This window comes from Micromonospora humidisoli (assembly GCF_016900955.1).
Classification (GTDB): Bacteria; Actinomycetota; Actinomycetes; order Mycobacteriales; family Micromonosporaceae; genus Micromonospora; species Micromonospora wenchangensis.
In genome coordinates, this window is sequence record NZ_JAFEUO010000001.1 from 544,785 (window position 1) to 563,176 (window position 18,392).

An 18,392-nucleotide genomic window follows, 5' to 3' on the forward strand; every position below is an offset into this window, starting at 1 on the left:
CGCCACGGGCGGACCGGCCGGATGTCGGCGTGTGCCGGTGGACGGCACGTGTGTCGTCCCGGGCGGCCGGGTCGTCCGAGTTACCCGCCGCGGGCCGGCCGATACGCTACGGACATCCCTGATCAACGCGATTCGGTTAGCAGAGTTTACGGAAACCAGAGGACGTGGCATGAGTGCGACCCGGCTGCCCGGAACCCCCCGACTGTTGCGGGCGCTCAACGACCGTGCGGCGCTGGAGCTCCTGCTCGAACGCGGCCCGCTCACCCGCGCCCGGCTCGGCGAGCTGACCGGCCTGTCCAAGGTCACCGCCTCGCAGCTGGTCGAGCGGCTGGAGGAGCGGGGACTGGTCGCCCGGGTCGGTGAGCAGGCCGGTGGGCGGGGGCCGAACGCGCAGCTGTACGCCGTGCGGCCGGGCAGCGCGTACGTGGTCGGGGTGGACGTCGGGGCGGAGCGGGTGGTGGCCGCCTGTGCGGACATCACGGGCGCGGTGGTCAGCCAGGTCGAGCAGTCCACCCGGGACACCGACGACCCGGTCGGCGTGGTGCACACGGCGGTGGTGCAGGCGGCCAGCCGGGCCGGCGCGGAGCTGGACAGCGTACGGCGGGTGGTGCTCGGCACCCCGGGTCTGGTCGACCCGGCCACCGGGGACATCACGTTCGCGTTCAACCTGCCCCGCTGGCACCGGGGTTTGCTCGCCGCGCTGCGCGAGGACCTGCACACCCCGGTCGTCTTCGAGAACGACGTCAACCTGGCCGCCGTCGCCGAGGCGCAGTCCGGGGCGGCACAGGGGCTGGCGGATTTCGTCCTGGTCTGGGTCGGTGCCGGGGTGGGCCTGGCGATCATGCTGGGGGGCCGGCTGCACCACGGCAGCAGCGGCGCGGCCGGCGAGATCGGCTACCTGCCGGTGCCGGGGGTGCCGATCCCCCGGGACGTCTCGCGTCGGGCCAAGCCGGCGTTCCAGCAGCTCGCCGGGGCGGACGCGGTCCAGGCGGTGGCCCGGGAGCACGGCATCGACGCGCCCGACGCGGCAGGTGCCGTGCGGGCCGCCATCGCCGCCGGCACCGCCGGTGGCCCGCTGCTCGACGAGCTGGCCCGACGGCTCGCCCTCGGGGTGGCCAGCACCTGCGTGGTGCTGGACCCGCCGCTGGTGGTGCTCGCCGGTGAGGTGGGGCAGGCCGGCGGGGCGGCGCTGGCCGAACGGGTGCAACACGAGGTGGCCGCGATCACCCTGGTCCGGCCCCGGGTGGTGCCCACCGGGCTGACCGAGGAGCCGATCCTGCGGGGGGCGCTGCGGACCGCACTGGACGCCGTGCGGGACGAGGTGTTCGGGTCGACCGTCGGCTGACCGACCACCCTGCCCGCCCGTCACCATGAAGGAATACTTCACCACTGCGCCGATCACGGCAAGATGTTGCCGTGATCGGCGCGGGTCGGGCCGCCCCTAGACCAGGTCGCGGCGGCGGAACGCGACGAACGCGGACCCGGTGACCGCACCGGTCAGCGCCAGCAGCACCAGCAGTGCCGGCCCCCAGGTGATCGTGTAGAAACCGCCGTCGCAGAGGCCGCTGCCCGGCGCGCAACCCCGGTCGTCCCAGAACTCCAACCGGCCGGACAGCCAGGCGCCCAGGTAGTTGGAGAGCATCAGCAGGTCGGCCCGGGCCACGTCGAGGATCTGCAGCACCAGCCGGACGCCCATCTCCCAGACCACCGCGTACGCGGCGACCGCGCCGAGCGCCGCCGAGGTGTGCCGGCCCAGCGTGGCGATCCCGAAGCCGAGCACGGTCGACAGCAGTACCAGCACCAGACCCCGCCCGTAGATCGCCCCGAGCCCGCCCCAGAACTGCCCGTCCAGCGGGCCCGGCGCGCCGGCCGTCTGCCCGATCGTCCAGAAGGTGCCCAGATAGAGCACCGATGCCAGCACCGCGAGCACGGCCACCACCCCGACCAGGGTGCCCAGCTTCGTGCCGAGCACGCTCAGCCGGCCCGGACGCCACAGCAGCAGGTTGACCACCCCGCCCGAGTTCAGGTCGGCCCCGATGTACGACGCGCCCACCAGGAAGCCGAACAGCACCAGGAACGCGATCAGGAAGTAGAGCAACCCCCGCGCCTCCTGGGAGAAGACGAAGACCGAGGTGAGGTAGTCGGTGGCCACCGGCAGCCGCTCCATCCGCGCCGGGTCCAGCTCACCGCAGTCGGCCGGCACGTAGCCCGAGTCCTCGGTGATCGGGATCTCGCCGGCCCGGACCCGCAGGCAGCGGGTGTGCTCCGCCTCCATCGCGGCCACCGCCTGCGCGGCCTGCTGCTGCGCGGCGGACAACTCCTGCGCCGTCGGCCGGTGCGACCCGATCAGGGTGGTCGCGGTGGTCACCGCGAAAGCCACCGCGAGCAGCAGCACCATCAACTGGACGAAGCGGCGCGCGGTCAACCGCTCCACCTCGGCACGGACCAGGTTCACGCGTCCACCCTCCGACCGTCGGTCCGGTCCAGTTCGATCAGCGGCTCGTCGCCGGCGGTGTCGTCCGCCTGCCGGGGCGGGGCCGCGCCGGCGGTGAGGTCGAGGAAGACACTCTCCAGGTCCGGCCGGATCGGGGTCAGCTCGCGTACCCACAACCCCTGCCCGCCGAGGGTGCTGCTGATCAGCTCCGGCTCCGACGCGCCCCCGACCACCAGCACGTCGTCGGGGTGGACGGCTACCGTCAGCCCGACCTCCCGCAGCAGCTCCGCGCCCCGCTCCGACTCGGCCACCCGGACCCGCCACTCGTGCGGGTCGTGCCCGGCCAGCACGTCGTCCACCCGGCCGGCCGCCACCCGACGACCCCTCGCGATGATCGTGACGTGGTCGCAGATCAGCTGGATCTCGGCCAGGATGTGGCTCGACACCAGCACGGTCACCCCGGACCCGGCGAGGGTCCGCATCAGGTCCCGCATCTCCCGGATACCGGCCGGGTCCAGCCCGTTCGCCGGCTCGTCCAGGATCAGCAGCTCCGGGTTCTTCAACAACGCCGACGCGACGGCGAGCCGCTGCTTCATGCCCAGCGAGTAGCTGCGCACCCGGTCCTCGCCCCGTTCCCGCAGGCCCACCTGGTCGAGCACCTCGTCCACCCGGGACGTCGGCACGCCACCGGCCACCGCCAGCAACCGCAACGTCCGGTGCCCGGTGAAGTTGCCGAAGAACTGCGGACTCTCCACGATCGCGCCCACCCGCCCGGTGACCCGACCCAACTGCTCCGGGGCCGGGGCACCCAGCACCCGCAGCTCCCCGGCGTCGGCGTTGACCAGCCCCAACAGGGCACGCAGCGTGGTGGTCTTGCCGGAGCCGTTGGGGCCGAGGAAGCCGTGCACCTGACCGGCCTCGACGACCATGTCGAAGCCGTCGACCGCCACCCGCCTGCCCCGCCGGATGGTGCGGAACGTCTTGCGCAGACCGGCGATCTCGATGACCGCGCTCATCCGCACCGCCCCTCGTCTCGTACGGGCATGGGTCGTCCTCCCGGGATGGTGACCAACGACACGGTGCCCCACCCTATGGCCGGGCCACCCGCCCGTGGGGGGCGGCCTCGGGCTGCGTGGTTGGATGGAGCGGTGACTGGTGACCCGTTCCCCGCCGCAGCCACCCCCCCGACCGTGGACGCGGATCTGGTGGTCAGCCTGGACGGCGTCGCCGTCCGGCGATCCGGCACCGCCCTGCTGCACGACGTCGACTGGCGGGTCGAGCTGGACGAACGCTGGGTGGTGCTCGGCCCCAACGGCGCCGGCAAGACCACCCTGCTCAACCTCGCCTGCGGCCAACTGCACCCGAGCGCCGGTGTCGCGCACGTGCTCGGCGAGCGGATCGGCCGCACCGACCTCACCGAGTTGCGGACCCGGATCGGCCTGACCACCGCCGCCGTGGCCGAGCGCATCCCCGCCGAGGAGCGGGTCGGTGACGTCGTGCTCACCGCCGCCTGGTCGGTGGTCGGCCGCTGGCGGGAGAGCTACGACCAGGCCGACGAGGCCCGCGCCCGTGCCCTGCTCGGGCAGCTCGGCGTCGGCCACCTGGCGGAACGGGCGTACGGCACCCTCTCCGAGGGTGAACGCAAGCGGGTGCAGGTCGCCCGCGCCCTGATGACCGATCCGGAACTGCTGCTGCTCGACGAGCCGGCCGCCGGGCTCGACCTGGGTGGCCGCGAGGACCTCGTCGGGCGGCTCGCCGAGCTGGCCCACGACCCGGACGCCCCGGCCCTGGTGCTGGTCACCCACCACGTCGAGGAGATCCCGCCCGGGTTCACCCACGCCCTGCTGCTGCGCGACGGCGCGGTGGTCGCCCAGGGCCTGCTCGCCGACACCCTGACCGCCGACAACCTCACCAAGACCTTCGGCCTCCCCCTCCTGGTCGAACGCCACGGCCCCCGCTGGACCGCCCGCGCCACCTAACCCCCCACCCCCACCCCCACCCCCCACCCCGGCGTCGATCATGGAGTTGTGGTGGGGGAAAGGCCCTCCCATGCCCCTTTTGCGGCCACCGTAAGTCCATGATCGACCGGATGGGCGGGTGGGTGGGAGGGGTGGGTGGGGTGGGGATTTAGACTTGTCGTGGTTGGTGGGGTGGTGGGGAGGGTGGGGGTTTGGTGGGGGGTGGAGTGCGGCAGAGTCGGATCGTTGTGGTGGGCAGCGCGAACATGGACGTGGTCGGGGCCGGTCCGAGGCTGCCCCGACCCGGCGAGACCGTCCTCGGCGACGACTTCGTGATGGTGCCCGGCGGTAAGGGCGCCAACCAGGCCATCGCCGCCGTCCGCGCCGGTGCCGCCTGCACCTTCCTCGGCGCGCTCGGCTCCGACTCGTTCGGGGTCACCCTGCGGGCCAGGATCACCGCCGCCCAGGTGGACGCCAGCCACCTGCGGGTGGTCTACGGGGCATCCGGGGTCGCCCTGGTGATGGTCAACGCGGCCGGGGAGAACGCCATCCTGGTCACCCCCGGCGCGAACGCCGCCTTCACCGCCCTCACCACCGCTGAGCTTTCCGCCGTACGCGGGGCGGACGTGCTGGTCGCCCAGCTGGAGATCCCGGTCGAGACGGTGACCGAGGCGGCGCTGGCAGCACAGGCCGCCGGCACCCGGGTGATCCTCAACGCCGCACCGGCCCGGCAGGTGCCCGCCGAACTGCTGGCGGCGGTGGACCTGCTGGTGGTCAACGAGACCGAGGCGCACCTGCTCACCGGCCGGGGACGGGACGATCCGGGGGCGCTGCTGGCCCTGGTGCCCCGGGCGGTGCTCACCCTCGGCGGCGGGGGTGCCTGGTACGTCGAGCGGGACGCCCCCGCCGTGCACGTGCCCGCTGTCGCGGTGGACGTGGTCGACACGACCGCCGCCGGGGACGCGTTCACCGGGGCCCTGGCTGTGGCCTGGGGTGAGGGCCGGCCGGTGGTCGACGCGGTGCGCTGGGCGGCGGCGGCCGGTGCGGCCTGCGTGCGGCGGCTCGGCGCGTCGGTGGCGCTGCCCGAGCGTGCCGAGATCGACGCCCTCTACACCCCCGCCACCTGACCGACGGCTCAGCCGGCCGGGTCGTCGCTGAGCCGTTCACCCCGGCGACGCAGCATGCCCAGGCCGGGGATGCCGGCGACGGCGAGCTTGAGGTCACGGGTCACGTCGAGCAGGTCGTGCAGGTCCGGGCCGACCCGGTCGAGGGTGGCCAGGATCGGCAGCACGTCCGAGGTCAGGTGCTCCTTGAGTTTCGGTAGCTCGTCGACGAGGCGGATCGCCGCAGCCAGTTCCTCGTGGCTCAGCTCGGCCACGAACCGGTTCGCCATCGGCGCACCCCGCCGCAACGCCGGCTCGTACGCGGCGAGCAGCTCGGCCGCGACGGTGGCGGCGCTACCGGCGGTGGCCACGGTACCGGCGGCCCGGTCGGCCACCGCCTCGGCCTCGGCGACCACCACGCCGGCCGCCCTCGACACCTGCCCGGCCCCGGCCACCACCCCGGCTGCCGCATCGGCGACGTCGGTGGCCCGGGTGATGGCCGTGGTCGCCGCCGCGCTGATCACCGCCACCTCCCGCACCGCCTCCTCGGCGTCGGTGAGCACCCGGTCCGTGCGGTCCAGGGTGCCCTCGATCCGGTCCACCACCCCGTTGATCCGGGCCAGCAGCGCCTCCACCCCGTCGAGCACGGCGAAGGCGCGGGCCGGTACGGCGGCGAACGAGGCGGCCGAACCGAACGCCTGGTCGAGGGCGGAGCGGGTGAGGCCGACGACGGCGGCCGGTCGGGGCAGGGGGATGGCCATGTGACCCAGTGTGCGCCGGGTCGGCCAGTGCCGCCCGCCGGCACGGTCGGTGGGCAGTGGCCGACCCGGTCGGTCCGCGGGTCGTGGGCCCGGGGAGCACGATCGGCGGCCCTGGCCCGGAGCACGGCCCCGGCCCCGGGCGAGCGGGGAAGCGGGTGCCGGTTCGTGCCCGGATGGGCGGTAGGGTGCCGGCATGTCGCTCCGTCCCCCCGGCGAGCCGCCGGCCGGTCGGGGCCACGCGGCGCTGACGGTCCTCGCCGTGCTCGCCCTGCTCCTCGGTGGCTACGGACTGTTCCGGGCGGACGCGGGCCTGGCCACCCGGCAGGTCACCGTCGACGGGGTGCCGCTGACCGAGGTGCGGACCGACGACGGGGCGGGCGCGGCGCGTCGGCCGGGGGTGGTGATCGCGCACGGCTTCGCCGGTTCGGCCCGGTTGATGCGTCCGCTCGCCGACACGGCCGCCCGACGGGGCGCGGTCGCGTTGCTGCTCGACTTTGCCGGGCACGGCGGCAACCCGGCCGGGCTGCCCGGGGCGGGCGGCGACGACGCCGCGTCCCGCGTCGCCCTGGAACACGCCCTGGCGGTCGCCGTCGCCCACCTGCGGGGCCGGCCCGACGTCGACCCGACACGGATCGTCCTGGTCGGACACTCGATGGGTGCGGGCGCGGTGACCAGGTACGCCGCCGGCCACCCCGACATCGCCGGCACCGTCGCCATCTCGCTGCCCGACGGCGGTGACCTGCCCGACGCCCGGCCGCAGCGGCTGCTGCTGATCGTCGGCGGCCTGGAGTTCCCCGCCTTCCGGGCCACCGCCGAGGCGACCGCCCGGCGGGGCGTCGGGCGACGGGTGGTGGTCGTTCCCGGCGTCGAGCACATCTCGGTGCTCTTCGCCGAGCGCACCCACCGTGAGGTCGCCGGATGGGTCGGTGGTGGCGGCGGTGCGGCACCGCGTCCGGCCGCCCGACTGGTCCCGGCGGGGCTGCTGCTGCTCGGTTTCGGGCTCGGCTTCGTGCCACTGGCGGCCGTGCTGACCGGCCACCGTCCGCGCCCCCGGCGCGGGCGACAGGTCGCCCCGGCACCCGTCGTGCTGGCGGTGGCGACGGCCGCCATCGGCCCGGGGGTGCTGCTCGCCCGGGTGCTGCCGACCACCCGTCTGCCGCTCGCCGTCGGCGACTACCTGACCGGTTTCCTGCTGGTCACCGGCGTCCTGCTGGCAGCCGTCCGGCACGTGCCGGGCCGCCTCTTCCCCGCCGGCCCCGCCTCCGTCGGGCCGGCTGCGGCCGACGACCCTGTCCCGGTCGGTGGCCCCGCCCTCGTCGGGCCGGCTGCGGCCGACGACCCTGTCCCGGTCGGTGGCCCCGCCCTCGTCGGGCCGGCTGCGGCCGACGACCCTGTCCCGGCCGACGGGCACACACCGCTGCGGCCGGTGGTCGCGGCCCTGCTGCTGACCGGGTACGCCGTGGCCGCCGTCGCCGTGCCGATCCACCTCGGTCTCACCTGGGCGCGGCCGGTGGGCGCCCGGTGGTGGCTGCTGCCGGTGGTGGCGGTCGGCTGCCTGGCGTTCCTGGCCGGCGCGGAGCTGGTCACGCAGGGGCGGAGCTGGCGGTACGCGGCGGTCGGCGCGCTCGCCGTACCGGCGTTGGGCGGGGCGGCCGTGGTGGGGGTGGCCCCCGGTTTCGTGCTGCTGGTGGTGCCGCTGTTCGCGGTGCTGTTCGGTTGGCAGGCCGCCTGGGCGGCGGTGCTGCGGCGGACCGGTGCGCCCTGGTGGGCACCGGCCCTGGTGGGTGCGGTCCTGGTGGCCTGGCCGCTCGCCACCGCGCTGCCGTTGAGTTGACCCGCGGCCACGGGGCGGGGCCGACCGCGGCCGGGGCGGACCGGTGTCACCGGGGTTCCCCCTGCTGCTCGACGGCACGCTGGACGGCGCGGTAGATCTGCCCGAACCGCAGCGCGTCCGGGGTACGCAGCAGCATCACCTCCTGCCCCAGGTGCTGCACCCACAGCTCGTTGACCTTGTTGCCGCGTTCGTAGGACCGGTCCAGCCAGCCGAGCGGCAGCTCCAGGAAGGGCAGCAGGGCGAGCACCCCGACGCCGCAGGCGGCCAGCACGAGCAGGGCCGGTTTCCACTCGCCCCGGTCCTGCGCCGACCAGACCAGCGAGACCACACAGATCAGCGCGATCAACGGGGGCAGCGAGAGCAGCAGCACCAGCATCCCGCGCCCGAGGATGCGGGACCGGACGGCCATCGTGGTGGCCCCGCGTGCGTGCCAGACGTACGCGACGTCGGCGATCCGTACGACCTGCCCGCCGGCCCGGATCGACTCGGAGGTCACCTGCACCGTGTCGTCCCGGTAATAGAGGGTCATCACTAACCCTAACCGTTCGCAGGCGACCGGTGCCGCTGTGTGGCCGACGGATCGTGCGCCGGGTCGCGCGCCAGGCGGTCCGCGCGAGGGGCCCCGCCCTGCGCCCCGACTCAGCCCCGACCCGGCACCCTGTCGCGTCGGGGCGGTCAGCGCCTGCTGTCCGGGCCGGGCGTGCCCGGCCCCGTCGCCCGCGCCGGTGACCCGCCGGGCCGGCGGGGCGGGGCGGCATTCTCCATCGCCCGCTGCACCGCCCGGTAGATCCGGCCGAAGCGCAGCGCGTCGCCGGTGCTCAGCAGCAGCACCGGCCGCCCCTGCCAGCGCACCCACAGCTCACGCTGCCGGCTGCCCCGGTCCCAGGAGCGGTCCAGGCGGTCGAAGAGGAAGTCGGCGACCGGCCCGACGGCCAGCCCGACCAGCACCGACGCCCCGACGATGGCGATCGTGACGGTGGGGGAGCGGTGCAGCCGGACCGCCACCGCGATGCCGCCCACCGCGGCCACCAGCGGGCCCGCCAGGGCTGCCCCGATCGCGCCCCGCCCGGCCAGCACCCGCCAGGAGCGGTCGCCCCGGCGGTGCCAGACCAGGCCGATCTCGGCCAGCGGGAAGGCCCGGCCGTCGACCCGGATGGCGGCGGAGGTGACCTGCACCGACCGGTCGTCGTAGTACGTGATCATCGCTGGACTCCCGAGCGCGGGTGGCGAACACCAGACTACGTACCCCAACGACCCGGGTCGTAAGGTTGGCACGCGACTTCGACGAGGAAGTGAGGGCAGCGTGAGCGAGTTCGTGCGGCTGGAGACCAGGGACGGCATCGGCACCATCCGGCTGGAGCGGCCACCGATGAACGCGCTCAACAAGCAGGTCCAGGAGGAACTGCGGGCCGCCGCCACGGCCGCCGCCGCCGACCCGGCCGTCCGCGCCGTCATCGTGTACGGCGGGGAGAAGGTCTTCGCCGCCGGCGCGGACATCAAGGAGATGGCCGACATGTCCTACGTGGACATGGCCGAGCGGGCCGCCGACCTGTCCAGCGCCGTCGGCGCGCTCGCCCGGATCCCCAAGCCGGTGGTCGCCGCGATCACCGGGTACGCCCTCGGTGGCGGCTGCGAGTTGGCGCTGGCCTGCGACTGGCGGGTGGTGGCCGAGGACGCCAAGCTCGGCCAGCCGGAGATCAAGCTCGGCGTCATCCCCGGTGCGGGCGGCACCCAGCGGCTGGCCCGGCTGGTCGGTCCGGCCCGCGCGAAGGATCTGATCATGTCCGGCCGGATGGTGGACGCGGCGGAGGCGCTGCGGATCGGGCTGGCCGACCGGGTCGCCCCGGCGGCCGAGGTCTACGACACCGCCGTCGCGCTGGTGCGCCCTTACCTGACCGGGCCGGTGCAGGCGTTGCGGGCGGCGAAGCTGGCGGTCGACGCCGGGCTGGACATGGACCTCGGCTCCGGGCTGGCCTGGGAGAGCCAGCTCTTCGCCGGACTCTTCGCCACCGACGACCGGCGTGAGGGGATGGCCGCGTTCGTCGAGAAGCGCAAGCCCGACTTCACCGGCCGCTGACCCGCCCCCGCCCCGGGACCGCGATCCGTGGGCCCCGGGGCGGGCCACCGTCCCGTCGCCGGCACCGTGCCGAGAACTGTTCACATCCCGCCTACCGGCCAGTAGCGTGTGACTCCGGTCAGCGGACGAGGGGAGCGGCGATGACGGAACGGGTCGAGGGTCACGGCGGAGCGTTGGCGCTGGCGGCACTGCGGGCGTACGGCGTACGGGAGATGTTCACCCTCTCCGGCGGGCACGTCTTCCCGCTCTACGACGCCGCCCACACCGCCGGCTTCCCGCTCTACGACGTCCGGCACGAGCAGTCGGCCGTCTTCGCCGCCGAGGCGGTGGCCAAGCTCCAGCGCCGTCCCGGCCTCGCCGTGCTCACCGCCGGCCCCGGCGTCACCAACGGCATCTCCGGCCTGACCAGCGCCTTTTTCAACGCCTCGCCGGTGCTGGTGCTGGGCGGGCGGGCCCCGCAGTTCCGGTGGGGTTCCGGCAGCCTCCAGGAGATGGACCACCTGCCGCTGGTCGCCCCGGTCACCAAGCACGCCGAGACGGTGTTCACCGCCGACGACATCCCCCGCGCGGTCTGCGCCGCGCTGACCACCGCGCTCACCCCGCACCGGGGCCCGGTCTTCCTCGACTTCCCGCTGGAGGCGATCTTCTCCGTCGGCGACGCCGACCTGCCCGCCCCGACGCCCGTCGCGCCGGTCGAACCCGACCCGGACGAGGTGACGAAGGCCGCCCGGTTGATCGCCGCCGCCGCCCGACCGGTGATCATCGCCGGTTCCGACGTGTACGCCGGGGACGCCGTCGCCGCGCTCCGCGAGGCCGCCGAGGCGTTGCAGGTGCCGGTCTTCACCAACGGCATGGGACGCGGCGCGCTCCCGCCGGAACACCCGCTCGCCTTCGCCAAGGCCCGCCGGGTCGCACTCGGCGACGCGGACGTGGTGGTCGTCGTCGGCACCCCGCTGGACTTCCGGCTCAGCTTCGGCGACTTCGGCGACGCGGCGGTGGTGCACGTCGTCGACGCCCCCACCCAGCGGGCCGGGCACGTCCAGCCGGCCGCCAGCCCCGCCGGTGACCTGCGGCTGATCCTGTCCGCGTTCGCCGACCACACCGGCGACCGGGCCGACCACGCCGACTGGATCGAGCGGCTGCGCACCGCCGAGGACGCGGCACGGGCCCGCGACGCCGCCGAGATGGCCGCCGACACCGACCCGATCCGCCCCGCCCGGGTCTACGGCGAGCTGCGCCGGGCCCTGGCCCCGGACGCGATCACCATCGGCGACGGCGGCGACTTCGTCTCGTACGCCGGGCGCTACCTGGAGCCGTCGCAGCCCGGCACCTGGCTCGACCCCGGCCCGTACGGCTGTCTGGGCACCGGGATGGGCTATGCGATGGGGGCCCGGGTCAGCCACCCCGACCGGCAGATCTGCGTGCTGATGGGCGACGGCGCGGCCGGCTTCTCGCTGATGGACGTCGAGTCGCTGGTCCGGCAGCGGCTGCCGGTGGTGATCGTGGTCGGCAACAACGGCATCTGGGGGCTGGAGAAGCACCCGATGCGGGCCATGTACGGCTACGACGTCGCCGCCGACCTCCAGCCCGAACTGCGCTACGACAAGGTGGTGGAGGCGCTCGGCGGCGCCGGGGAGACGGTGGCGAAGGCCGCCGACCTCGGCCCGGCGCTGGGGCGGGCGTTCGACGCCGGGGTGCCGTACCTGGTCAACGTGCTCACCGACCCGGCCGACGCGTACCCGCGCTCGTCCAACCTGGCCTGACCACGCGGCCCGCGACCGCCGCTGGGCCCGGCGGCGGTCGGGTTCTGCCGGGCGGATAAATCGGCGGAATGTCAGCGGCGACGCACGTAACGTCAGACCCCTCGCTCATCGTTGGACGATCCAGCGATAACGACGGGAGTTCTGATGACACACGCCATCCGCGCCGAGGGGCTGGTGCGCCGGTTCGGCGACACCACCGCCCTGGCCGGGGTCGACCTGGCGGTCCCGGCCGGCACGGTCTTCGGTCTGCTCGGCCCCAACGGCGCCGGCAAGACCACCGCGGTACGGGTGCTCGCCACCCTGCTCGCCGCCGACGAGGGGCACGCCACCGTCGGCGGGTACGACGTCCGGCGCGACGCCCACCGGGTCCGCCAGCTGATCGGCCTCACCGGCCAGTACGCCTCGGTCGACGAGAACCTGACCGGCACCGAGAACCTGCTGCTCATCGGCCGGCTGCTGGGCCTGTCCCGGCGGGGCGCCCGGGACCGGGCGGCCGAGCTGCTGGCCGGGTTCCAGCTCACCGACGCCGCCGGCCGGGCCGCCAAGACCTACTCGGGGGGCATGCGCCGCCGGCTCGACCTGGCGGCCAGCCTGGTCGGTCGGCCGCAGGTGCTCTTCCTCGACGAGCCGACCACCGGCCTCGACCCGCGCAGCCGTAACGACCTGTGGGACATCGTCCGGGGTCTGGTCGCCGAGGGGGTGACCGTGCTGCTGACCACGCAGTACCTGGAGGAGGCCGACCAGTTGGCCGACGAGATCGCCGTGGTCGACCACGGGCGGGTGATCGCCCAGGGCACCCCGGAGGAGCTGAAGGCCAAGACCGGCGGCCAGGTGCTGACCGTCCGGCCGGTCGAGGCCGCCGACCTGCCCACCGTGCTCGCCGTCGTCGGCGCGGTGACCGGGGTCGACCCGGAGGTCACCCAGACCACGGTCAGCGCGCCGGTCAACGGTCCGGACGCGCTGCCCGCCGTGGTCCGCCGGCTCGACGACGCCGAGGTGCAGGTCGGCGAGCTGGCCCTGCGCGGGTCCAGCCTCGACGAGGTGTTCCTCTCCCTCACCGGCCACCGGGCCGAGGACGAGACCAGTCCGGCCCTGGAAGGGAGCCCGGCATGACCGCCGCGACCGTCTCCGCCCCGGCGGCCCCCGCCACGCCGGCCCGCCGGCTCGGCCCGACCGCCGGGCTGCGGCACACCGGCACGCTGGCCTGGCGCAGCCTGGTGCAGATCAAGCACAACCCGATGGAGCTGCTCGACCTGAGCATCCAACCGGTGATGTTCGTGCTGCTGTTCACGTACGTCTTCGGCGGGGCGATCTCCGGCAGCCCGGGGGAGTACCTGACCTTCGCGTTGCCGGGCATCATCGTGCAGAACGCCTTCTTCGCCACGATGACCACCGGTTTCGGCCTCAACCAGGATCTGACCAAGGGGGTGTTCGACAGGCTCCGGTCGCTGCCGGTGGCCCGCTGGTCCCCGCTCGCCGGTCGGATCGTCGCCGACACGGTCAAGCAGGCGTGGTCGTTGACCCTGCTGCTCGGCGTCGGGATGATCCTCGGCTTCCGGCTCGGCAACGGGGTGTTCGGCCTGCTCGGCGCGTTCGTCCTGCTGCTGGTCTTCTCGCTCGCCGCCGCCTGGATGTCGGTGCTGGTCGGGGTGCTGGTCAGCGAGCCGGACAAGGTGCAGATCTTCGGCTTCACGGTGATCTTCCCGCTGAGCTTCACCAGTAACGCGTTCGTGCCGACCGAGACCATGCCGTCCTGGCTGCAACACTGGGTCGAGGTGAACCCGGTGACGATCCTGGCGAACGCGCTGCGGGGGCTGCTGGTCGGCGGGCCGGTGGCCACGCCGGTGCTCCAGTCGCTGCTGTGGGCGGCGGTCATCGCCGCCGTCTTCGCCCCGCTCGCGGTGCGGGGACTGCGCCGGCGGGTGTGACCCCGGCCGCCGTCAGAGTTCGGGCCGCTCGCCGTCGCGGGGCCGCTCACCCTCCCGGGGAGCGGCGTCCTTCCGCGGCGGCGTGCGGTCGGCGGACGCCGGACCGGCCGGGGGCGCGGTGTCGTCGGGGGACGGGCCGCCGTCGCGGCGGCGCGGGTCGTCCTCCCGGCCACGCAGGTCCTCCTCCCACCGCTGGAAGAGGGCGTTGTCGTCGCGGCGGACGCGCTCGTCGATCGACTTGAGGAACTCGGGATCGTCGTCGGGCGCGACGGGCCGTCGACCGGCCGACGGCCAGCCCCGGCGGCGGTCACCCTCGGCGACCGGGCGGCCGGCGAGGAACCAGGCGATCGAGCCGACCAACGGGAGGAACAGGATGACCACCACCCAGGCGAACCGGGGCAGCCCGCGGACCGTCCCGTCCTCGGCGGAGAGGCAACTGATCAGCGCGCAGGCGGCGAGCACCACCTGGAGCAGGAACAACAGCACATAGAGCCGGGCCATGCACCCATCATGGCGCAGCCGCGCGCGTCACCACACCCCGCGCAGCACGAGCGACACGCACAGCAGCGCCAGGCCGGCCGTGCCGAGGGCCACCAGTGGTACGGCCCGCGCGTCCAGGCGGGACCGCCGGCGACCGGTGGCCCGGCCCCAGCCCACCACCAGCGTCGCCCACCAGGCCAGCACGGTGGCCCCGGCGAGCAGCGCCCCGCCGACGTCACCGGTGAGCGCCAGCCGGACCGCCAGCACCGCCACCACCGTGTACGCCAGCCCGGTGCGTCGCCAGGCCAGCCGGGTGCGCTCGGGTTGCAGGCCGGGGTCGCGTCCGCCGACGTCGTCCGCCGGGAGTCCGGTCACCTGCCGCTCACCCCACGGGCCAGGAGGGCCACCACCAGCAGCAGCGCGCCCACCGCCACGATCAGGGCGAGCACGGCCGGGAACCGGGAGGCCGGCAGGCGTCGCCCGAGCCGGATGGCCCGTTCGGTGCGTGACCAGTGGTCCACCGCGCGGACGGCGACGGTGCCGCCGAGCAGCAGCAGTGTCACCGCGATCGCCTCCCGCAGGTGCCGCAGCGGTAGCGGCGGCAGGAACTGGGCGGCGGCCAGCCCGCCGGCGATCAGTGCCAGCCCGGTGCGCAGCCAGGCCAGGAAGGTCCGTTCGTTGGCCAGGGAGAAGCGGTAGTCGGGGGTGGTGCCCACGGAGTCGAGGTCCGACGGGTCGAACCACCGTCTGATCGCCTGCCACACGACGCCGATTATCCGCTTTGCCACCGGCATAGCCTGGACCGATGACCGATCTTGATGCCTCCACCCTGCGCGACAGCTACGACCGGCAGCTCCGGCCGGAGATCCCCGACCCGGTCCCGGCCGGCGTGACCGTCGAACGCGACGGGCCGCTGGTGCGCATCCTGGGCCTGGACCACGGCGGTTTCCTCACCTACCGCACGCTGGACGGGCTGGCCGGGCCGGAGTTGGACGCGCTGATCGCCCGCCAGGTCGACCTGTTCCGGCAGCGCGGCGAGCCGGTGGAGTGGAAGCACAACAGCCACGACGAGCCCGCCGACCTGCCGGACCGGCTGCGCGCCGCCGGCTTCGTCCCGCAGGAGCGGGAGACCGTCGTGATCGGCCCGGTCGCGCCGCTGGCCGCCGCCGTGCCGGTGCTCCCCGAGGGGGTACGGCTACGCGAGGTCACCGGCCTCGACGACCTGGAGCGGATCGCCGCGATGGAGGAGGAGGTCTGGGGCGAGGACCGTTCGCACCTGGTCACCGGCCTGCTGCGGGAGATCGAGGCGGACCCGCGGTCGATCACCGTGGTGGTGGCCGAGGCGGGGGAGACGGTGGTCAGCGCCGGCTGGGTGCGCTATCTCAACGGCACCGGCTTCGCCAGCCTGTGGGGCGGTTCGACACTGGCGCAGTGGCGACGCCGGGGCGTCTACCGGGCGCTGGTGGTCTACCGGGCCCGGCTGGCCGACCAGCGCAGCAAGGTGTTGTTGCAGGTGGACGCGTCGGAGGACAGCCGGCCCATCCTGGAGCGACTCGGCTTCGTCCCGGTCACCACGACCACCCCGTACGTCTACACTCCGTGATCATGGAGCAGCGGCTGACGGACGACGAGCAGCAGGTCCTCAAGACGGGCGCGTTCGGCGCGGTCTTCCTGGTGTCGAACGCCGACCCGGGGGTGTTCGCGATGATCCGGGAGAGCTTCGCCGCGTCCGGGGCGTTCGCCGGGGCCAGCGGGCTGGTGAAGGAGGCGCTCAGCGCCGGTGGGCTGCCCCGGCTGCCCCGGGACTCGGCCCTGGACGTCGAGTCGGTGGTGCTGCCGGCGCTGGCCCGGGCGGTGGACATCCTGCGGGAGAAGTCCCCGGCCGACGTGTCGGCGTACCGCGAGCTGGTGCTGGCCGCCGCGGAGCAGGTGGCCCGCGCACACCGGGGGGTGACCCCGGCCGAGCAGGACGCGATCGCCCGGATCGGGGCCGCCCTGGCCGACCCCGTCGGTCCGGCCTGACGCCGCTGCGGGGCCCGGCCGGTACGCGGTGAGCTGTGTCACCGTGGGTGGTGGAGAGGGTTAACCTACTGGCAGGTAACATTGCGTTCGTGGGCAACTGCACAGCGGCCCGCGGTTGACCGGGTGTCAACGACGCGCAAAGCTCCGCCCTTAACCGGGCGAGCAGATCGCACACCACCAACAGGAGGGTTGTCGAATCGCGATGAACATCGTCGTACTCGTCAAGCAGGTGCCTGATTCGGGCGCGGACCGCAACCTGCGTGCTGACGACAACACCGTCGACCGCGGTTCGGCGAACAACGTGATCAACGAGATGGACGAGTACGCCATCGAGGAGGCGCTGAAGATCAAGGAAGCGCACGGCGGCGAGGTCACCGTCCTGACCATGGGGCCGGACCGGGCCACCGAGTCGATCCGCAAGGCGCTCTCCATGGGCCCGGACGCCGCCGTGCACGTCCTCGACGACGCCCTGCACGGGTCCTGCGCCGTGGCCACCTCGAAGGTGCTCGCCGCCGCCCTCGGGCAGCTGGGCGCCGACCTGGTGATCTGCGGCGCCGAGTCGACCGACGGCCGGGTGCAGGTCATGCCGCACATGCTCGCCGAGCGGCTGGGGGTCGCCGCGCTGACCGGTGCCCGCAAGCTCACCGTGGACGGCGCGACGCTGACCGTGGAGCGGCAGACCGAGGAGGGCTACGAGGTGGTCACCGCCTCGACCCCGGCCGTCGTCTCGGTCTGGGACACCATCAACGAGCCGCGCTACCCCTCCTTCAAGGGCATCATGGCCGCCAAGAAGAAGCCGGTGAAGACGCTCTCCCTGGCCGACCTGGGCGTCGCGCCCACCGAGGTGGGTTTCGAGGGCGCGACCAGCGCCGTCGTCGAGCACACCAAGCGTCCACCGCGCGCCGGCGGCGCGAAGATCACCGACGAGGGCTCCGGCGGCGTCCAGCTGGTCGAGTTCCTCGCCACCGAGAAGTTCGTCTGAGGGGTCTGAACATGGCTGAGGTACTCGTCGTCGTCGAAGCCACCAGGGAGTTCGGCGTCAAGAAGGTCACCCTGGAAATGCTCACCCTGGCCCGTGGGCTGGGCACCCCGAGCGCCGTGGTGCTCGGCGGCCCCGGTGCCGCCGAGGCGCTGGCCGCCAAGCTCGGCGAGTACGGCGCGGAGAAGATCTACGCCGCCGAGAGCGAGGAGATCGACGGTCACCTGGTGGCCCCCAAGGCCACCGTGCTGGCCGAACTGGTCAACCGGGTGCAGCCGGCCGCCGTCCTGCTGGCCTCGGCCCAGGAGGGCAAGGAGATCGCCGCCCGGCTGGCCGTCAAGCTGGACAACGGCATCCTGACCGACGTGGTCGGCCTCGACGCCGACGGCACCGCCACCCAGGTCGCCTTCGCCGGCTCCACCATCGTCAAGTCCAAGGTCACCAAGGGCCTGCCGCTGGTCACCGTACGGCCGAACTCGGTCACCCCGGCCCCGGCGGCGGCCACCCCGACCGTCGAGCAGCTCACCGTGTCGGTCACCGACACCGACAAGCTGGCGAAGGTCGTCGAGCGGGTCGCCGAGCAGAAGGGCTCCCGCCCGGAGCTGACCGAGGCCGGCATCGTCGTCTCCGGTGGGCGCGGGGTCGGCAACGCCGACAACTTCAAGCTGGTCGAGGAGCTGGCCGACCTGCTCGGCGGCGCGGTCGGGGCGTCCCGCGCGGCGGTCGACTCCGGCTACTACCCGCACCAGTTCCAGGTCGGGCAGACCGGCAAGACCGTCTCCCCGCAGCTCTACGTCGCGCTGGGCATCTCCGGCGCGATCCAGCACCGGGCCGGCATGCAGACCTCGAAGACGATCGTCGCCGTGAACAAGGACGGCGAGGCACCGATCTTCGAGCTGGCCGACTACGGCGTGGTGGGTGACCTGTTCAAGGTCGTCCCGCAGGCCGCCGAGGAGATCCGCAAGCGCAAGTGACCCGTCGCGGGTCCCGCACCGAGCCGCCGTCCGGTCCGCCGGGCGGCGGCTCCGTCGTATCCGCCCGGCCGGCGGGTCC

Annotated in this window: 19 protein-coding genes and 1 pseudogene; 12 read left to right on the forward strand and 8 right to left on the reverse strand. The window is 74.2% G+C overall.

Features of this window, described 5'->3' with window-relative positions; genetic code table 11:
- The first annotated feature begins 169 nt into the window (after positions 1–169).
- Positions 170–1,345, forward strand: coding sequence for an ROK family transcriptional regulator (locus JQN84_RS02380; protein WP_088641729.1), 1,176 nt, complete (start codon positions 170–172; stop codon positions 1,343–1,345).
- Between the two features lie 96 nt (positions 1,346–1,441).
- Here JQN84_RS02380 and JQN84_RS02385 read toward each other — a convergent pair whose 3' ends face one another.
- Positions 1,442–2,455, reverse strand: coding sequence for an ABC transporter permease subunit (locus JQN84_RS02385; protein ID WP_204956745.1), 1,014 nt, complete (start codon positions 2,453–2,455; stop codon positions 1,442–1,444).
- Positions 2,452–3,450: an ABC transporter ATP-binding protein gene (locus tag JQN84_RS02390; RefSeq protein WP_204956746.1), complete on the reverse strand. Its 999-nt coding sequence runs from the start codon at positions 3,448–3,450 to the stop codon at positions 2,452–2,454. Before JQN84_RS02390 ends, JQN84_RS02385 begins: the two co-directional genes overlap by 4 nt.
- Before the next feature lie 75 nt (positions 3,451–3,525).
- Here JQN84_RS02390 and JQN84_RS02395 point away from each other — a divergent pair, with 75 nt between their 5' ends.
- Together JQN84_RS02395 and JQN84_RS02400 are read left to right on the forward strand one after the other, a co-directional pair.
- Positions 3,526–4,413: an ABC transporter ATP-binding protein gene (locus JQN84_RS02395; protein ID WP_204957293.1), complete on the forward strand. Its 888-nt coding sequence runs from the start codon at positions 3,526–3,528 to the stop codon at positions 4,411–4,413.
- A gap of 206 nt (positions 4,414–4,619) precedes the next feature.
- Positions 4,620–5,519 carry a ribokinase gene (locus JQN84_RS02400; RefSeq protein WP_204957294.1) on the forward strand — a complete coding sequence of 300 codons (900 nt, stop codon included), beginning with the start codon at positions 4,620–4,622 and terminating at the stop codon, positions 5,517–5,519.
- Between the two features lie 8 nt (positions 5,520–5,527).
- Here JQN84_RS02400 and JQN84_RS02405 read toward each other — a convergent pair whose 3' ends face one another.
- Complete coding sequence (locus JQN84_RS02405) at positions 5,528–6,256, reverse strand: hypothetical protein (RefSeq protein WP_204956747.1); 729 nt, start codon at positions 6,254–6,256, stop codon at positions 5,528–5,530.
- Positions 6,257–6,449: 193 nt separating this feature from the next.
- Between JQN84_RS02405 and JQN84_RS02410 the strand changes: the two genes are divergently transcribed.
- The gene (locus JQN84_RS02410) at positions 6,450–8,090 is read left to right on the forward strand and encodes an alpha/beta hydrolase (protein ID WP_204956748.1); all 1,641 of its coding nucleotides are present in this window, start codon (positions 6,450–6,452) and stop codon (positions 8,088–8,090) included.
- 46 nt (positions 8,091–8,136) lie between these two features.
- Here JQN84_RS02410 and JQN84_RS02415 read toward each other — a convergent pair whose 3' ends face one another.
- Positions 8,137–8,619, reverse strand: a complete 483-nt coding sequence (locus JQN84_RS02415; RefSeq protein ID WP_204956749.1) for a DUF6232 family protein — start codon at positions 8,617–8,619, stop codon at positions 8,137–8,139.
- A 146-nt stretch (positions 8,620–8,765) separates the two neighbouring features.
- Positions 8,766–9,293, reverse strand: a complete 528-nt coding sequence (locus JQN84_RS02420) for a DUF6232 family protein (protein ID WP_204956750.1) — start codon at positions 9,291–9,293, stop codon at positions 8,766–8,768.
- 100 nt (positions 9,294–9,393) lie between these two features.
- Here JQN84_RS02420 and JQN84_RS02425 point away from each other — a divergent pair, with 100 nt between their 5' ends.
- The 4 genes from JQN84_RS02425 to JQN84_RS02440 all read left to right on the forward strand — a co-directional run bounded on the left by JQN84_RS02425 (position 9,394) and on the right by JQN84_RS02440 (position 13,858).
- Positions 9,394–10,167 carry an enoyl-CoA hydratase-related protein gene (locus JQN84_RS02425; protein ID WP_204956751.1) on the forward strand — a complete coding sequence of 258 codons (774 nt, stop codon included), beginning with the start codon at positions 9,394–9,396 and terminating at the stop codon, positions 10,165–10,167.
- Between the two features lie 140 nt (positions 10,168–10,307).
- Positions 10,308–11,930 (forward strand): acetolactate synthase, encoded by a 1,623-nt coding sequence (locus JQN84_RS02430; RefSeq protein ID WP_204956752.1) that lies wholly within the window; start codon positions 10,308–10,310, stop codon positions 11,928–11,930.
- 144 nt (positions 11,931–12,074) lie between these two features.
- Positions 12,075–13,043 carry an ATP-binding cassette domain-containing protein gene (locus JQN84_RS02435; protein WP_204956753.1) on the forward strand — a complete coding sequence of 323 codons (969 nt, stop codon included), beginning with the start codon at positions 12,075–12,077 and terminating at the stop codon, positions 13,041–13,043.
- Complete coding sequence (locus JQN84_RS02440) at positions 13,040–13,858, forward strand: ABC transporter permease (RefSeq protein WP_204956754.1); 819 nt, start codon at positions 13,040–13,042, stop codon at positions 13,856–13,858. The genes JQN84_RS02435 and JQN84_RS02440 overlap by 4 nt, the downstream gene beginning before the upstream one ends.
- A 117-nt stretch (positions 13,859–13,975) precedes the next feature.
- Here the strand turns inward: JQN84_RS02440 and JQN84_RS02445 are convergent.
- From JQN84_RS02445 to JQN84_RS02455, 3 genes and pseudogenes are all read right to left on the reverse strand, one after another.
- Positions 13,976–14,359: pseudogene (locus tag JQN84_RS02445) on the reverse strand (PLD nuclease N-terminal domain-containing protein); the annotation flags it as partial.
- 27 nt (positions 14,360–14,386) lie between these two features.
- Positions 14,387–14,713 carry a DUF202 domain-containing protein gene (locus JQN84_RS02450; RefSeq protein ID WP_204956756.1) on the reverse strand — a complete coding sequence of 109 codons (327 nt, stop codon included), beginning with the start codon at positions 14,711–14,713 and terminating at the stop codon, positions 14,387–14,389.
- The gene (locus JQN84_RS02455) at positions 14,710–15,132 is read right to left on the reverse strand and encodes a YidH family protein (protein WP_204956757.1); all 423 of its coding nucleotides are present in this window, start codon (positions 15,130–15,132) and stop codon (positions 14,710–14,712) included. Before JQN84_RS02455 ends, JQN84_RS02450 begins: the two co-directional genes overlap by 4 nt.
- 11 nt (positions 15,133–15,143) lie before the next feature.
- On the opposite strand from JQN84_RS02455, the gene JQN84_RS02460 reads away from it, so the two are divergent.
- The 4 genes from JQN84_RS02460 (at position 15,144) to JQN84_RS02475 (ending at position 18,313) form a co-directional block, all read left to right on the forward strand.
- Positions 15,144–15,941, forward strand: a complete 798-nt coding sequence (locus JQN84_RS02460; RefSeq protein WP_204956758.1) for a GNAT family N-acetyltransferase — start codon at positions 15,144–15,146, stop codon at positions 15,939–15,941.
- Positions 15,938–16,360: a hypothetical protein gene (locus tag JQN84_RS02465; RefSeq protein WP_204956759.1), complete on the forward strand. Its 423-nt coding sequence runs from the start codon at positions 15,938–15,940 to the stop codon at positions 16,358–16,360. Before JQN84_RS02460 ends, JQN84_RS02465 begins: the two co-directional genes overlap by 4 nt.
- A 202-nt stretch (positions 16,361–16,562) precedes the next feature.
- Complete coding sequence (locus JQN84_RS02470) at positions 16,563–17,342, forward strand: electron transfer flavoprotein subunit beta/FixA family protein (RefSeq protein WP_204956760.1); 780 nt, start codon at positions 16,563–16,565, stop codon at positions 17,340–17,342.
- A gap of 11 nt (positions 17,343–17,353) precedes the next feature.
- Positions 17,354–18,313: an electron transfer flavoprotein subunit alpha/FixB family protein gene (locus JQN84_RS02475; protein ID WP_204956761.1), complete on the forward strand. Its 960-nt coding sequence runs from the start codon at positions 17,354–17,356 to the stop codon at positions 18,311–18,313.
- Positions 18,314–18,392: the final 79 nt, after the last annotated feature.

Coding starts and splice junctions, on each gene's coding strand:
- JQN84_RS02380 (WP_088641729.1), top strand. CDS start 170: ATGAGTGCGACCCGGCTGCCCGGAACCCCCCGACTGTTGCGGGCGCTC.
- JQN84_RS02390 (WP_204956746.1), bottom strand. CDS start 3,450: ATGAGCGCGGTCATCGAGATCGCCGGTCTGCGCAAGACGTTCCGCACC.
- JQN84_RS02395 (WP_204957293.1), top strand. CDS start 3,526: ATGGCCGGGCCACCCGCCCGTGGGGGGCGGCCTCGGGCTGCGTGGTTG.
- JQN84_RS02405 (WP_204956747.1), bottom strand. CDS start 6,256: ATGGCCATCCCCCTGCCCCGACCGGCCGCCGTCGTCGGCCTCACCCGC.
- JQN84_RS02410 (WP_204956748.1), top strand. CDS start 6,450: ATGTCGCTCCGTCCCCCCGGCGAGCCGCCGGCCGGTCGGGGCCACGCG.
- JQN84_RS02415 (WP_204956749.1), bottom strand. CDS start 8,619: ATGACCCTCTATTACCGGGACGACACGGTGCAGGTGACCTCCGAGTCG.
- JQN84_RS02420 (WP_204956750.1), bottom strand. CDS start 9,293: ATGATCACGTACTACGACGACCGGTCGGTGCAGGTCACCTCCGCCGCC.
- JQN84_RS02430 (WP_204956752.1), top strand. CDS start 10,308: ATGACGGAACGGGTCGAGGGTCACGGCGGAGCGTTGGCGCTGGCGGCA.
- JQN84_RS02435 (WP_204956753.1), top strand. CDS start 12,075: ATGACACACGCCATCCGCGCCGAGGGGCTGGTGCGCCGGTTCGGCGAC.
- JQN84_RS02440 (WP_204956754.1), top strand. CDS start 13,040: ATGACCGCCGCGACCGTCTCCGCCCCGGCGGCCCCCGCCACGCCGGCC.
- JQN84_RS02455 (WP_204956757.1), bottom strand. CDS start 15,132: ATGCCGGTGGCAAAGCGGATAATCGGCGTCGTGTGGCAGGCGATCAGA.
- JQN84_RS02460 (WP_204956758.1), top strand. CDS start 15,144: ATGACCGATCTTGATGCCTCCACCCTGCGCGACAGCTACGACCGGCAG.
- JQN84_RS02470 (WP_204956760.1), top strand. CDS start 16,563: ATGAACATCGTCGTACTCGTCAAGCAGGTGCCTGATTCGGGCGCGGAC.
- JQN84_RS02475 (WP_204956761.1), top strand. CDS start 17,354: ATGGCTGAGGTACTCGTCGTCGTCGAAGCCACCAGGGAGTTCGGCGTC.